Annotated in this window: 11 protein-coding genes and 2 pseudogenes; 8 read left to right on the forward strand and 5 right to left on the reverse strand. The window is 68.4% G+C overall.

Features of this window, described 5'->3' with window-relative positions; genetic code table 11:
• Positions 1-17: 17 nt before the first annotated feature.
• Together K2224_RS15200 and K2224_RS15205 are read left to right on the forward strand one after the other, a co-directional pair.
• Positions 18-920 (forward strand): LysR family transcriptional regulator, encoded by a 903-nt coding sequence (locus K2224_RS15200; RefSeq protein ID WP_221907057.1) that lies wholly within the window; start codon positions 18-20, stop codon positions 918-920.
• A 263-nt stretch (positions 921-1183) separates the two neighbouring features.
• Entirely contained in the window at positions 1184-1378 is a 195-nt protein-coding gene (locus K2224_RS15205; RefSeq protein ID WP_221907058.1) for a hypothetical protein, read from the forward strand.
• Between the two features lie 409 nt (positions 1379-1787).
• Here the strand turns inward: K2224_RS15205 and K2224_RS15210 are convergent, their stop codons facing one another.
• Positions 1788-2135, reverse strand: a complete 348-nt coding sequence (locus tag K2224_RS15210; protein ID WP_221907059.1) for a hypothetical protein — start codon at positions 2133-2135, stop codon at positions 1788-1790.
• 104 nt (positions 2136-2239) lie between these two features.
• Between K2224_RS15210 and K2224_RS15215 the strand changes: the two genes are divergently transcribed.
• From K2224_RS15215 to K2224_RS15225, 3 genes and pseudogenes are all read left to right on the forward strand, one after another.
• On the forward strand, positions 2240-2482 hold the full coding sequence (locus tag K2224_RS15215) for a hypothetical protein (protein WP_221907060.1): 243 nt from the start codon (positions 2240-2242) through the stop codon (positions 2480-2482).
• 505 nt (positions 2483-2987) lie between these two features.
• The gene (locus K2224_RS15220) at positions 2988-4772 is read left to right on the forward strand and encodes an FAD-dependent oxidoreductase (RefSeq protein WP_260692654.1); all 1785 of its coding nucleotides are present in this window, start codon (positions 2988-2990) and stop codon (positions 4770-4772) included.
• A 511-nt stretch (positions 4773-5283) separates the two neighbouring features.
• Positions 5284-5928 (forward strand): annotated as a pseudogene (locus K2224_RS15225) (IS5 family transposase); the annotation flags it as partial.
• Positions 5929-5936: 8 nt separating this feature from the next.
• Here the strand turns inward: K2224_RS15225 and K2224_RS15230 are convergent.
• From K2224_RS15230 to K2224_RS15245, 4 genes are all read right to left on the reverse strand, one after another.
• Positions 5937-6554 (reverse strand): DUF742 domain-containing protein, encoded by a 618-nt coding sequence (locus K2224_RS15230; protein ID WP_221907061.1) that lies wholly within the window; start codon positions 6552-6554, stop codon positions 5937-5939.
• Positions 6555-6561: 7 nt separating this feature from the next.
• Positions 6562-7005, reverse strand: a complete 444-nt coding sequence (locus tag K2224_RS15235) for a roadblock/LC7 domain-containing protein (RefSeq protein WP_221907062.1) — start codon at positions 7003-7005, stop codon at positions 6562-6564.
• Between the two features lie 38 nt (positions 7006-7043).
• Complete coding sequence (locus tag K2224_RS15240; RefSeq protein ID WP_221907063.1) at positions 7044-9854, reverse strand: nitrate- and nitrite sensing domain-containing protein; 2811 nt, start codon at positions 9852-9854, stop codon at positions 7044-7046.
• A 326-nt stretch (positions 9855-10180) separates the two neighbouring features.
• Positions 10181-11494, reverse strand: a complete 1314-nt coding sequence (locus tag K2224_RS15245; RefSeq protein ID WP_399020047.1) for an OFA family MFS transporter — start codon at positions 11492-11494, stop codon at positions 10181-10183.
• Positions 11495-12019: 525 nt separating this feature from the next.
• Between K2224_RS15245 and K2224_RS15250 the strand changes: the two genes are divergently transcribed.
• The 3 genes and pseudogenes from K2224_RS15250 to K2224_RS15260 all read left to right on the forward strand — a co-directional run.
• Positions 12020-12454 carry a DUF485 domain-containing protein gene (locus tag K2224_RS15250; RefSeq protein ID WP_221907065.1) on the forward strand — a complete coding sequence of 145 codons (435 nt, stop codon included), beginning with the start codon at positions 12020-12022 and terminating at the stop codon, positions 12452-12454.
• Entirely contained in the window at positions 12454-14046 is a 1593-nt protein-coding gene (locus K2224_RS15255; RefSeq protein WP_260692656.1) for a cation acetate symporter, read from the forward strand. Before K2224_RS15250 ends, K2224_RS15255 begins: the two co-directional genes overlap by 1 nt.
• A 21-nt stretch (positions 14047-14067) precedes the next feature.
• Positions 14068-14351 (forward strand): annotated as a pseudogene (locus K2224_RS15260) (chlorophyllase); the annotation flags it as partial.
• Positions 14352-14369: the final 18 nt, after the last annotated feature.

The raw sequence follows: 14369 nt of genomic DNA on the forward strand, positions 1-14369 counted from the left end.
ATGGCGATAATGAACGGATGGAGTTACGGCAGCTGGAGTATTTCGTCGCGGTGGCCGACGAGTTGAGTTTTTCGCGCGGAGCACGGCGGTCGCACACCGTTCAGTCCGCGGTCTCCGCGGCGATCGCCAGGCTTGAACGCGAGCTGCGCGTCGAGCTGTTCGACCGCTCCAAACGTCAGATCGCCCTCACCCCGGCTGGGGCGGCGCTGCTGCCCGAGGCCAGGGCGACCCTGGAGGCCGGTCGACGGGCGCGCGACAGCGTGGCGACCGGCCGTGGGTATCTGCACGGCGCCGTCATGCTGGGGGTCCTCATGTCCACCGGGCCGTTGGACGTACCGGCCGTGCTCGGACGTTTCCACCGGGCGCATCCGCGGGTGACGGTGCAGCTGCGGCAGGCGGCGGCCGGGTCGGTCGGTCATATCCGGGCCGTCGCCGACAGCGAGCTCGATCTCGCCCTGGTCTCCCACACCGGTCCCGCGACCTCCTCGGTCGGTCTGCAACGGCTCGCCGAGGAACCGATGTGTATGGTCTGCCGGCCCGATCACCGCCTGGTCCGTCGGCGGCGGCTGGGCATTGCCGAACTGTCGGACGAGACCTTCATCGACTTCGCCCCCGGCTGGGGCAGCAGGGCCGCGACCGATACCGCCTTCCAGGCAGCGGGGCTGCCCCGATCGGTGCCGTTCGAAGTCGCCGACTACGCCACCGCCATGGGGCTGATCCGGCATGGCCTCGGTATCGCCCTGATGCCGGCCACCGCCGCGGCCCGGCAGACCGGACTGTCCGCCGTCCCCGTCACCGAGCCCGCGTTGACCTGGACGCTGTCGCTGGCCACCCGTGTCGGTCACATCTCACCGGCCGCCATGGCCTTGGCCGAGGAGATCCGCCTGGCAGCGAACGCACCAGCCGTGCGGTCGAATTAGCCCTCGGCCTCCTAGAACGTCCGAGGGCTCGTCCACCGCCCAGCCCGCCGGGATACCGCACCCTGGCCAACTTCACCGGCCGTCGAACTCATCCCGGAGGCGGGCGGGCCCACTACGAAAATGCGCTGGCACTGCGCACCTGGCGCGACCCGACCCGCGACCGGGCACTCTCCAGGAAGACACAGGGAACCCTGAGTGATGGATCCACCAGGCAGGCGCCAGCGCACCGGCCGCCGGGGAACGGTGAAGCCACCGCTGCCGTCGTGGGATCCGGCGACCGGGTCCTTGGCATCACCGGCGCCGAAGAACACGCCGTCGTTGATCGACCAGGACTGGACGAACTCGAACTGCCACCCCAGGTGGGCTCCGACCAAGGCGATCAACAGGCCGCGGTCGGCTCCGTCGTCCTCCAGAACACCGTCGGACAGTGGCGGGCAGTAAGACGGCGCCGCGTCTGATCATGCGGTGCAGACGCACCGCCCCGCCACCGAGGCGTCCCGGGGGTTGGTCCGGCGGATGCGGCAACCACCGGAAAGAGGAACCCGGTCGCGTCCTCCCGCGCGTACAAGAAGGTGTTGCGCCGGTCGGGGTCCGCGCCGAGGGCGGGGTCGTCGTGCCGCGGGCGCCCACGACTCCCCCAGCGGGCTGACCGGGTCGGCGACCAACCTCACCACCGCGCTCGCGCGCCGCATCAACTCCCGTCCATGCACTCGGTCTTCGACGCGGAAGGCCAGGTAGGTCGCCGCGTAAGGAGTCGGCCGGGGGCTGAGCACGCCGCGCCGAATGTCGTCGAGTTCCAGTGGTGCGACCGGCGTTTCGCTCACGGACATCACCTCCTTGCCCCGCTCTCCGAGCCGGCCTGCGGCGCTACTTGGTGACGAGGTTCCGCCAGAAGTCGCGCAGGCTCTCGTCGCCACCGAACAGGGAGCTGAAGATCGTGGAGTCGGCGAACAGGATGTCGCCGGCCCGCTCGCCGTCGGGGGGCGTCCACAGGAACATGTTGAACGCCGTGTTGCCGGCTTCGGTGAACGGATGCGGTCTGGAGGTGTCGATCGGATGCCTGGCCACGACGCGCACCGTGTCCGGCTCGTCCGTCGTCACGGCGTAGTGCGGCAGGTGCTGGTGGAGGTTGAAGTTGGTCACCCCTTCCAGCCATCCCTTGGCATCCAGGTGCCTGAACGCCACGAACGGGGCGATCTTGTCCTGCTCCCGCACGGCGGGCCGCAGCCCGCAGCGGTTCTCCCCCGTAGACCGAGCGCGCGCATCACGCCCCGGAGGTAGCCGGCGAAGCGCTGCTGCCGGGGAACCAGGGGATCGCCGTGGTGGTGGTACTCGATGTCCCACCACGCCAACTCGTCCGACGCCGCCACGTCGTGGTGGGGACCGAGAACCAGGCAGGCGTCCGGTCTGCCGAGGAACGCCCGCAGCGCCTCGACCTCGCCCGGCTCCGCCTCCTGGCCGGTGACCATGTGGCCCAGCCCGAAGACGAACAGGGTGTCGGTGTCGGCCAGGTCGCGTTCGTCGAGCGGGGTGCGGAAACCGGCCTGGTCGATGTCCGGTGAGCCGGGGCAGCATTCCCGCCGAGGTGGATCGTGGAGCCACTGGGCGACGACGTCTCCACGCCCACCCGAACCGGCACCTGCCAGAAGCGCCTCACGTGGCGGACGGCAGCACGGCCACCGGCGCCAACGTCATCCCACGCCGGTCACCGACAGCGACGACCGCCTTGCGGGCACCCTTGGCCGCGGCGCCGGCGGCTGGACGCGGCGCGCGCCCAGCTGTGTACCCGCCACCGCCGGAGCTATCGGCTGGATCTCAATGTTTGGACTCGGTGCCGAATGTTCCGGCTGTTGGCGGCTCAATCGTCAACGCGGTTCCGGCGCCCGCGATAAGGGGGCAATTCGCCTCTTCGGATCCAGGTACGAAGGCCGCCCGGACGGCGATGCGGCACTGGTGAGCGAACGAGATTCAGAATAGCGAAATCGACTCGGTAGTAGGCCAGTTGAGTTCTTGCCGTTGTTCTCGATCGCGCTGACAACCGTGTTGCCGCACTCGTAACTTCGCCGCGTGACTACTTCTCCACGCCCCATGGGGCGCCGTGGATTCCTGGGTTCCGCCGCCGCGCTCGGCGCCGGAGCGCTGACCGCGGGGGCAGGCTCCACCGCCGTCGCCGGACCCAGGACGGCCGGTCCGGCCGATGCCGTCAGCCATGACCTTGCCCGCAAGGTGCTGCTGGTGGGCGACGACGGTGCAGACCTCAAGCTGCGCTATCTGAACATCCTCATCGACCACGGGCTTCCCAAGGCCGCCAAGTCCGCGAAGCCCAAGCACATTCTCGTCGTCGGCGCCGGAATCGCCGGAATGGTGTCCGCTCTGCTGCTGAAGGAGGCCGGGCACCGGGTCACCATTGTGGAGGCCAACGGCAATCGAGCCGGCGGCCGCATCAAGACCTTCAAGGGAGTGTTCTCCGACAAGTCCCTGCACGCCGAGGCGGGCGCTATGCGGCTGCCGGACTTCCACCCCATGGTGCTGGCGCTGGCCGACAAACTGCGGCTGAAACGGCGCCTGTTCTACTACGCCGACGTGGCGCCCGGCGCCCGGCCCAGCGGCAAGGTACCGCCGGTGGTCTACAAGTCGTTCAACGGCCAGTCCTGGACCAATGGCGAACCGACCTCCTTCCGTCCACCGGAAGGTACCTCGCGCACGCTCATCCACGTCAACGGCACCCGAGTCACCCGTGGCGCCTACGCCACATCGCCCGGCACGATCAACCGAACCTTCGGCGCCTCGGCCACCAGCACCATGTCCGCCGCGCTGGACAAGGCGCTGGGTATGGTGACGGTCAACCAACAGTGCTCCATCCAGCGCCAGATCGACGCCTGGGCCAAGGTCATCCATGAATTCGACGACTACTCCACGCACCGGTACCTGGTGGAACGCGCCGGATGGAACCTGGCGGACATCCAGGCGGCAGGCACCCTGGAGAACGTCACCTCGCGGCTGCACTACTCGCTGATTCCCACACTGATCGACCGGTCGATCATCACGCCGTCCACCAGGTTCTGGGAGCTGGAGGGCGGCACGGCGATGCTGACGGAGGCACTGGCCGCCCGGTTGAACGGCCTCATCCACTTCAACCGGCGGATGACCAGGCTCACTCAGACCGCGGACGGGGTGCGGATCGAGACCACGGCGGAGTCGGGAACGGAGGGATCCTGCGACGGCGCGCCCGTCGAGCCCCAGCAGGTCTTCGAGGGTGACTACGCCCTCGTCACCGCGCCGTTCTCGGCGGTGCGGTTCTGCGAATTCGAGCCCGCGCTCTCGTACCCCAAGCGGCGGGCCATCGCCGAACTCCACTACGACTCGGCCACCAAGGTGCTGCTGGAGTTCAAGAACCGCTTCTGGGAACAGGGCGAGCAGGGGTTCACCGGCGGGGGCTGCGTATCGGACACCCCCAACCGCTTCACCTATTTCCCGTCCGTGGTGGAGGGGAGCCGCGGCGGTGTCGTCCTGGCCTCCTACACCTGGTCCGACGAGGCGATGCGCTGGGATTCGCTGACGGACGGGGAGCGTTACGCCTTCGCCCTGGACAACCTTGCCCGGATGTTCGGCCCCCAGGTCCGCGAGGAGTTCACCGGCGTGGGCGCCACCCAGTCCTGGGCACGGGCCCGCTACGCACTCGGCGAAGCGGTCATCTTCACCCCGGGCCAACTGCATGAGCACCACCCGGCCACTCGCACCGTGGAGGGGCGCGTGCACTTCGCCGGGGAGCACACCAGCCTCAAACCGGCCTGGATCGAGGGGGCACTGGAAAGCGCGGTACGGGCCGGCCTGGAAATCCACCAGCGTTGAACCGCGCAACGCACCGCGGGTGACGGGCGCGCCACCAGGGACTCGAACCCCGGACCCGTTGATCGACCCGGCACTTCCGTGACGGTCTGTCGGTTTCTCGGCAGGCCGTTGCGGCTGTCCAGGCTGGGGGTGAGCGCGGCAGCGGCCCCACTGTCGCGTCGGGTGGGCACCGCCGTGGCGTCATGAGGCAGCTCCGCCTGTCACGGGAGGAGGTTGTGGACCAATCCGGCGGCGCGTCGGGGGCGGGCACGAGAGCACTTCAAGCAGAGGCCGGTTGGGCCTGATCCGCTTAGCTGCTCGCTCCAGGGCCGCCTGGTGCTTGGCTTCGCTCTCCTCCCGGCGCTCTATGGGCTCGGGGAGGAATTCGCCTTGCGACCAGGCGTAGTTGCGCCCCTTCATGGCGGTGTGACGGTATCGGGCCTTCTCTTCATACTCGGCCCGCTCGTACAACTCGGGGTGACGGTCCTTGAGGCCGACCCATTCGTGCTTCCGCTGGAAGAAGCAGAAGTAGTTGCCGCCTTGCTTCGGAGTCTCCAAGTCCACCGCCCACCGTCGATTTCTGATCTGGTCCAGGGCCGGAGTGTGGGGCCGCCTGCACGAGGCGGTCCTCCATCGGCTCGACGACGCCGGCTTGATCGACGTGACTCGTGTGGTGCTGGATTCCGCCCACGTCAGGGCTAAAAAAAGGGGCGAACACACAGGTCCGAGCCCCGTGGACCGGGGCAAACCGGGTTCCAAGATGCACGTCCTGTCGGACGCGAACGGACTGCCCCTTCTCGTCGGTGTCACCGCCGCCAACGTCCACGGCAGCGAAGGGCTGAAGCCGATGGTCGCCGGTCACCAAACGAGACACGACCCCCACCGCGGCCGGTATTTCAAGCCCCAACGCCTGCACGCAGACAAGGCTTACGACACCCCTCACCTGCGGAAGTCGCTTCGCGGCAAGCGCATCGGTGTCCGCATCGCACGTAAGGGCATCGAGTCCAGTGAACGATTGGGACGGCGTCGTCGGGTGATCGAACGCACCATCTCCTGGCTGACCGGCTACCGCAGACTCAGCCCTCGCTACGAACGCGATCCCCGCAACTACCTTGCCTTTCTCGGACTCGCTGCAGCCCTCTGCTGCTACAAACGCCTGATCCGCCTCACCACGTAGGACACGGTCTAAAGCCGACGCAGTCCGCTGAGCACCCGCTCCATCAGCACGCAATCCGGGGTGGGGTCGCCGTTGGTGGTGGCGGTCTGGTGCACGGTGATCAGTCCACACTCCGCCATGTCACCGAGCAGGACTTTGGCCACCCCGAGGGGGATCGTGAGCAGCGCGGCCACCTCGGCCACCGACACCGGCTGTCCGCACAGCCCGATCACCGCGCGGTACTCGGTCTGCGCGATGGCGGTGGAGCGGTGACCCAGCTCGGTGGCCGTCACCAGGGTCTCGATCTCGAAGTGGTGGTTCGACCTGGTCCGGCCGCCCGTCCAGGTGTAGGCGCGGACGATCGAGGCCGCGTACTGGTCGGTGTCCTGGTGCTGGTACTCGGGCGTCCAGGCGCTGAGCGGGTCGGCGGGCGGGGCGGCCTCCGGGGAGCCCGGCGACGGATGCGTCGGCGGGCGGTCCGCCTCCTGGGGCGGTGCGGCCTCGGGTCGGTCGCCGGGCTCGGAGCGTTTCCGCCTGCGTCGTGCGTTGCCCCAGCTGAACGCGTTGAGCACGTCGGCGAACGTCTGGTCGTCCTCCGGCCCCTGATCCTCCCCAGGGGTTCCGAAGGGGCCCCCACCAGTGCTCATGGTCTCCCTATCCGGGCTGCTGAGCGGCGGCCTGGTTCAGTTCGTACAACTCGGCGCGTAGTTCCGGGGTCAGGATCTCGCCCACCTGGTCGACGAGTACGGTCATCTCGTAGGCGATCTGGCCGATCTCGCAGTCCGGCGCCGCCAGCACCGCGAGGCACGAGCCGTCTTTGATCAACATGAGGAGCATGATCCCGTTTTTCATCTGGACGACGGTCCGACGTACGTCACCGGCCTCGAAACAGCCGGCGGCGCCCTGGATCAGGCTGACGGCGCCTGCGGCGATCGCGGCGAGCTGCCGGGCATGGGCGTCCGGCATCCGGTTCGACGCGGTCAGCATCAACCCGTCGACCGAGACCACCACGGCGTGTGCCACGTTGGGCACGCGCTCGGTGAAGTTGGTGACCAACCATCCGAACTGGCTCACCTGCCGGAGCTGGGGTGCGGTCATGGGATCGTTCTCCTGCCGGACTCGTCGGGGTGCTGGTGTCACGTCTCATCGGGGCGAGCCTGACGGATTCCTGCCTGGTAGCTGTCGAGGAATCCGCGGGTCCGGCCGGCGTCCTGACTTACCCGCACGTCATCGCGCACAGGTACGTCGCCGACGCCACCGGCGCGCGGTACGGCCAGCCCCGCTGCCAGATTCGCGCGCGGCACCCGCTTGGGCAGTCCGACCCGCGTGTGGTCTGCTGCCTCCGCGGCACCCGCCGGCTCGGCCGCGGGCGATCGGCGCGGCGCGGCGGGTTCGGAGGGGCCTGCGGTGGGCTGTGGTTGCGGGAGGTCCACGGGCTGTGCCGCGGGCGGGCGGGCCGACCCGGCCGCGAACCAGGAGAATCCGTCGGTGTCTTGTGACGCCGCCGGGCCGCCCGCGTTCGCGGCGGGCTGTGCGGGTGCGCGTGCGATGTCCTGAGGGCCGGCCCCGGGCCGCTCCGGCGCGGCAGGCCGGAACCAGGAGGTGGCGGCGGCGCGTGGGTCTGCGGTTCCGGACGGCGTCGGAGGCACCGGCCGGTGCACGGCGTCCTGGAGGGGGTGGCCGTTCACCGGTGTCCCGTTCACCAGTGTCCCGTTCGCGGGGCCGCTGTCGGTGACGTCGGGCGCGTCCGGGGTGACGTCCGGCACGTCCTCGGTGACGGGTGGTGTGGGCGGGCATGGCGCGGACGGGGTCGCGAACGAACCGGTGTCGGCCAGGCGGTCCGGCTCGGCGGCGTCGGGATTGGGCCCGGAGGTCGGGGCGGAGTCGTCGACGCGGGCTGTGGCGACAACCCGGCCATCGCCCCGGCGGGGCAACGGGGGTGCGGTGACCGTATCGGTCGCCCGGAGTGCCGCCACCCGGGAGGCGGACTTGGTGTCCGGCGTGCTCAGCGGCGTTCCCGCTTGGCCCGCGGTGCTTGAGGGCTCATCCTTCACCAGTCCGGCCGGTACGAGCACCAAGGCCCGTAGACCGCTGCCCTTCTGGTCCATCGTCAGCTTCACGCCGATGCCGTGCCGGGTCGCCAGCCGGCCGACCACGAACAGGCCCATCTGCCGTGAGGTGGGCACGTCCGCAGAAGAGCCCACTGCCACCCGCCGGTTGGCCTCGGCCAGTTCGGCGTCGTTCATCCCGATGCCCTGGTCGAGGATGTCGATCAGCGCCGAACCGTCGCGCCGCCGGCTGCTGCCGATGACCACCTCGGTGTCCGGCGGGGAGAAGCTGGTGGCGTTGTCCATCAGCTCGGCGACCAGTCGCGCCAGGTCACCGGCCGCGTACCCGATCACCTCCAGGGGCGCCGGTAGTTGCACCACGACGCGCTGATAGTGCTCGATCTCGGAAACCGCGGCCCGCAGCACGTTGCCCAGCGGTACGAGCTGATCGAAGCGGCGGGCCAGCTCGCTGCCGGAGAGCACCAACAGGTTCTCGTTGTTGCGGCGCATCCGGGTCGCGAGGTGGTCGAGCTTGAACAGGTTGGCCAGCTGATCGGGGTCCTCCTCATGCCGTTCCAGCTGCTCCATCAGCCGCAACTGACGCTCCACCAGGCTCTGGCTGCGCCGGGAAAGGTTGACCAGGGTGTTCCGGAGATCGCTGCGCAGCGTGGCCTGCTCCACCGCCAGCCGCACGGCCTGGCCGTGTACTGCCTCGAATGCCCGCGCGAGCTCCCCGAACTCCTCGGTGGTGTGCACCGGCACCGACTCGACCACCGCGTTCGGTGTACGGCCCTCGCGGATGTTCGCGACCGCGGCCGGCAGCCGGTGTTCGGCCACATCCAAGGCGGTCGAGCGGAGGACGACCAGCGACCGCAGCAGGTAGCGGCCGATCAGCACACCGATGCCCACCGCGAGCAGCAGCACCGTCAGCAGGATCACGGACGCCGCCCCCGCCCGGTCGCTGGTTTGGTCCTGCAACCTGGCGGAGACCGTACGCAGGTCGTGGGCGAGCCGGAGCTGCGCCTTGTCCATCAGCTCGCCGGTTCGCTCGGAGCTGACCTTCCAGTCCTTGACCGGGATCTGCCACGAAGTGCCCCGCCCCGGGCCGTCGGACGCCTCCGGCTCGGACAGCGCGGCTTTCACCAGTTGGGCGCGCCGCTTGACGTCCGCACCGGTCACGGTTTCCTCGTAGGACTTCTCCTCCGCGGGGGTGGCCAAGGCCCGGAAGTCAGCGAGCTTGTCCCGCATCCTGGTGTCGGAGTCCTGTAGTGCCCGGCTGAGCTCCCGGTCCTCCATGCTGCCGCGCCTGGCCGCCTCCAGGAGGAGGACGTGCTGGAGGCTGATCTGCTCCTGGGCCACCTCCAGGTCGTACGACGCGGTGGCCGGCCGGGAGAGCTGGGGGTCGCCGAACTGGTTGACCAGGGCCTGGTCCAGATCCAGTGCACTCTTGATGACCGCGTTGTACTGCTCCGTGGCGCTCCAGACTGCGACCCTTCCCGAGTTCACCTGGCCGCGCAGCGCAGGCAACCGTCGCAGGAACGTGCCCGCCTCGTCGTACCGGGTCTTGGAGACCTGGTCGAGGTGGCAGTACTTGCCGGCCGTGCGCCTGACGGTCGCTCCGGCGTGATCGACGTCCAGCGCCTGCCGCCGGAGCGCGGCCCGGTCGAGGGGCGTGCGGTCGCCCAGGTTCTCGGCGGACAGGGTCCGCTCCTGCCGCAGCCCTCCGATCAACGTCGTCAGATCACCTCGCAGTTCGACCAGCTGCTGGATGTCCGCGTATTCCTCCGCGCTGGCGACCTCGTGCTGGATCTGCACCACTGACGAGGCGACGCCGAGCAGTGCCGGCACCGTCAGGACGGCGGCCAGCTTGACGGGCAGCCGCCAGTTCCGCCACTGCACGACAGCGGACCACCTCGGCACCCGGCGCACCCGCGGATACGCATGCCTTGCCGGGGTCACGAGAGGCGTCCCCCGCCCCTGGACTGGTGGCCTCGCACCGACCGTTCACGAGGTGGTGCCAGGATGCGGACGTGCCCTGGAAGGGAAGCTTCGTCCGTTCCAGGACACGTCTCGACGAGGTCCGCAGGACCGAGCCCACCACGCACTTTTTTGCATCCCCACTTCAGTTCACGAACAACTGACGTACCATCAGGGCCGATCCGTACCTGTACCGCCGCTACGCGCCTTCGTTCGATCCTGGTTCAGTCATCACCTTCACCGCGTCCCTATGCGTTCTCGGCCGGGACGGGGTCGGATGCACTGCGGACCGCCGTCTCGGGTTCGTGGAACTTCGGATTCACCGCACGCACCAGCTCGTTGGCCACGAATCCGACGGCGAGCAGCGCGATCATGATGGAGAACGAGAAGGTGTACATGCTCGGCCCGGTGTGCCCGGCCTGCTGCCTCATGTCCGCGATGGCGTCCACGATGGCCGGCCCCGCGACTCCGGCGACGGACCAGGCGGTCAGCAACCGGCCGTGGATCGCGCCGACCTGGTAGCCGCCGAAAAGGTCTTTCAAGTAGGCGGGGACGGTGGCGAATCCACCGCCGTAGAAGGACAGGATCACCATGGCGGCTCCGATGAACAGCGTCACGCTGCTGTTCTTGCCGAGCAGCAGCGTCAGGTACAGCAGAGCGCCGATGCCCAGGTACAGCCGATAGACGTTCTTGCGGCCGATCACGTCGGAGACCGACGACCACAGGATCCGGCCGGTCATGTTGGCCAGGGACAACAGCGCGACGAAGCCGGCGGCGGCTGTCACGCTGACCGGGCTCGGCGTGCCCCGGAAGAAGTCCTGGATCATCGGCGCGGCCTTCTGAAGGATTCCGATCCCGGCAGTGACGTTCATGCACAGCACGACCCACAGCAACCAGAACTGCGGTGTGCGCACCGCATTCCTCGCGGATACGTTCGCGGTCGTCACGAGCCGCTTCCCGGCGTCCTCGGCGGGCCGCCAGCCGGCCGGCCGCCAACCCGAGGGCGGCACGCGCACGAGCAGCACGCCAAGCGTCATGAGGGCGGCGTAGGTCACGCCGTGCACGAGGAAGGTCTTCGCGATCCCACCCGTGTCGCTGCCGAAGGCGGAGAGCATCTGCGTCGACCAGGGAGAGGCGATCAGTGCGCCACCGCCGAAGCCCATGATCGCGGTGCCGGTGGCCATGCCCGGCCGGTCGGGGAACCACTTCATCAGGGTGGACACCGGCGAGATGTAGCCGATGCCCAGGCCGATCCCGCCGACGAAGCCGTAGCCGAAGACCACCAGCCAGTAGGAGCGGGTGGCGACGCCGAGTGCGGCGATCAGGAACCCGGTGGAGAAGGCCACCAACGAGACGAGCATGGCCCATCGCGGACCCCTGCTCTCGACGAGGGTGCCGCCGAAGGCCGCGGAGAGCCCCAGTACGAGAATGCCGACCTGGAACGGCAATGCGCTGGCCGCCCCCGAGATATGCAGCGCGTTCTCCAGGGGTAATTTGAAAACGCTCCAGGCATACACCTGACCTATCGACAGGTGGATCGCCAGCGCAGCCGGGGGCACCAGCCAACGACTCCATCCTGGTCGCGCGACGATGCGGGAATGCTCAAGGAGTCGCACCGGTGGTCTACCTCCCGGACCTGGGCAGAAGTAATTGAAAGGCGAATTTCCTGGACGCACGTCAAGCGGTCAAGCGGTGGCGAGTGTAGGGCAACTGATCGCCCCTGCCAATGGTTTGACCTGTCCGCTGTCGAGTATGGAGACGTTTGCCGGAGGGGAACGCTCCGCGCGTAGAGCGGCACTTTCGGGCGATGTCGGACCACCGGTGACGATGGCCCGAGAACTGCTGACGATGGTTCGTCCGAAAGCAGCGTGATTCGCCCAGGCAATGGGTAAACGGGTCGAACGGCCCGAGCCCCGGAGAGAGGTCGGCGCCCCCTGGTGCGCCACAAGCGGAACGGCTGCTACTGTCCGGTAGTGGGCCAACTCGTCGCCGATCCAACGCCTTTGACTGCACAGGGTGGACCGCTACACTCCCTGCCTCAACGGCGGTAGGCGGACCGGTCAACGCGCCGAAACCTGGAGAGAATCATGACGAGAGACATGCGGCCTCCCGCTCCACCCCCATCGGCGCCGACCACCGGCCACGGATTATCGGCCCCTTTCGCTAAAGCCGGCGACCAGCCCTTGTGCGACCCGGCGGGCGAGCCCGACTTTGCGGCGATCCAGGCCAGCCCGGAGTTCACCCGGCTTCGCCGACGGCTGCGGCTGTTCGTCTTTCCGATGAGCGCGCTTTTCTTTTGCTGGTACCTCACCTTCGCCCTGCTGTCCGCCTATGACCATGAATTCATGCGGCGCAAAGCGGTCGGCGAGATCAATGTGGGGACCCTCTTCGGCCTGCTGCAATTCCTGTCCACGATCATGATCGTCGTGACCTATGCGCGCTTCGCCAAGAAGCGGCTCGACCCCCAGGTCGACCGGATTCGCGAGCAGGTGCGGGCCGAGGCGGAGGGTGGCAGAAAGTGATGGTGTCGATCGCGGTCGGCACGACCGGCAGTCCGACGCTCAACGTGACCGTATTCGTCGCCTTCGTCTGCATCACCTTGTACGTGGTCTACCGGGCCAGCGGCAGCAGCCCGACCGCCTCCGACTACTACGCGGCAGGCAGCGGTTTCAGCGGGATGCAGAACGGCATCGCACTGTCCGGCGACTTCCTCTCCGCGGCCTCCTTCCTCGGGATCTCGGGAGCAATCGCCGTCCACGGCTACGACGGGTTCCTCTACTCCGTCGGATGGTTGGTCGCCTGGCTGGTTGCTCTGCTGCTCATCGGCGAACGGCTGCGTAATACCGGCCGGTTCACCGTGGGCGATGTGATGGCCTTCCGGATGAAACAGCGCCCGGTACGGGCGGCGGCGGCCAACGCCACCTTGGTCATCACGTTCTTCTACATGCTGGCCCAGATGGCCGGCGCCGGCGGCCTGATCGCCCTGCTGCTCAACGTGCACAGCAAGGGCGGGCAGGCCCTGGTCATCACGGCCGTCGGCATTGTCATGGTCTTCTACGTCCTGGTCGGCGGCATGAAGGGCACGACCTGGGTGCAGATCATCAAGGCCACCCTGCTGCTGCTCTGCGTGGCCTTCATCAGCGTCTTCATCCTCGGCAAGTTCGGCTTCAGCTTGTCCGGACTGCTGGAGCATGCGGCGCAGAACAGCCCCTTGGGCGAGCGCTTGCTGGAACCAGGCGGCTGGTACGGCCAGAACGCGATGGGCAAGCTCGACTTCGTCTCGCTGGCCCTGTCGCTGGTCCTCGGCATCTCCAGCCTTCCGCACGTGCTGATGCGCTTCTACACCGTGCCGGACGCCAAGGAGGCACGCAGGTCGGTGGTGTGGTGCTCCTGGTCGATGTTCATGTTCTACCTGGGGATCCTCATCGTCGGATACGCCGCCACCGCACTGGTGGGCTCGGACAAGATCTTGGCCGCCCCGGGCGGGGAGAACTCCGCGGCACCGCTGCTCGCCTTCCGGATCGGCGGCGCGGTGCTGCTCGGCGTGGTTTCCGCGGTGGCCTTCGCCACCATCCTGGCGGTGGTCGCCGGTCTGACGCTCGCCGCTTCCGCGTCGTTCGCGCACGACGTCTACGCCAACGTACTCCGGCACGGCAAGGCGGACGCGCGGTCCGAAGTACGGGTCGCCCGCCTGACGGCGGTAGTGATCGGTTTCCTGGCCATCATCGGCGGCATCGTGGCCAACGGGCAGAACGTCGCCTTCCTGGTATCGCTGGCCCTGGCGCTCGCCGCGTCCGCGAACCTGTCCACCATGCTCTACTCCCTTTACTGGAAGCGGTTCAACACCACGGGGACGCTGTGGAGCATCTATGGCGGGCTGGTGTCCGGGCTGCTGCTGATCGCCTTCTCACCCGCGATGTCGGGCACACCCACGTCCATCGTCAAGGGCGTCGACTTCCACTGGTTCCCGCTCACCAACCCGGGCATCGTGTCGATTCCGCTCTCCTTCCTCTGCGGGTTCCTGGGCACGGTACTCAGCAAGCAACCGGCGGATCCCGACAAGCAGGCGGAGATGGAGGTACGAGCACTGACCGGCATCGGCGCCAAGCGCTAGCCGGCACATCGGGCGATTCCCCACCTGACGGTTCGCGGCCCCGGCTGGCACACGGATCCGTACGTCCTCTCCCCCGCCCCAAGTCCCTGCTCACCGTGTTCGGCCCAGAGCACGGGCTCGGCGGGGTCTTGGGATACGACGCCGCCGAGACCACGGACGAGACCCCCGAGCGAGTCACCACGGTCCAGCGGCTCACCTGGGCCTGCCTCCGCACCGAGCTCTACCCCGGGGATTCCGCCTGGCAGCAAGCGTGTGCCGCGCTGACGGTCGGCCCCAGCTCGCTCGGACGGGTCGAATCCAAGTGAGCCGCATGACGGGGCTGC

The organism is Streptomyces sp. BHT-5-2 (assembly GCF_019774615.1).
Taxonomy (GTDB): domain Bacteria; phylum Actinomycetota; class Actinomycetes; order Streptomycetales; family Streptomycetaceae; genus Streptomyces.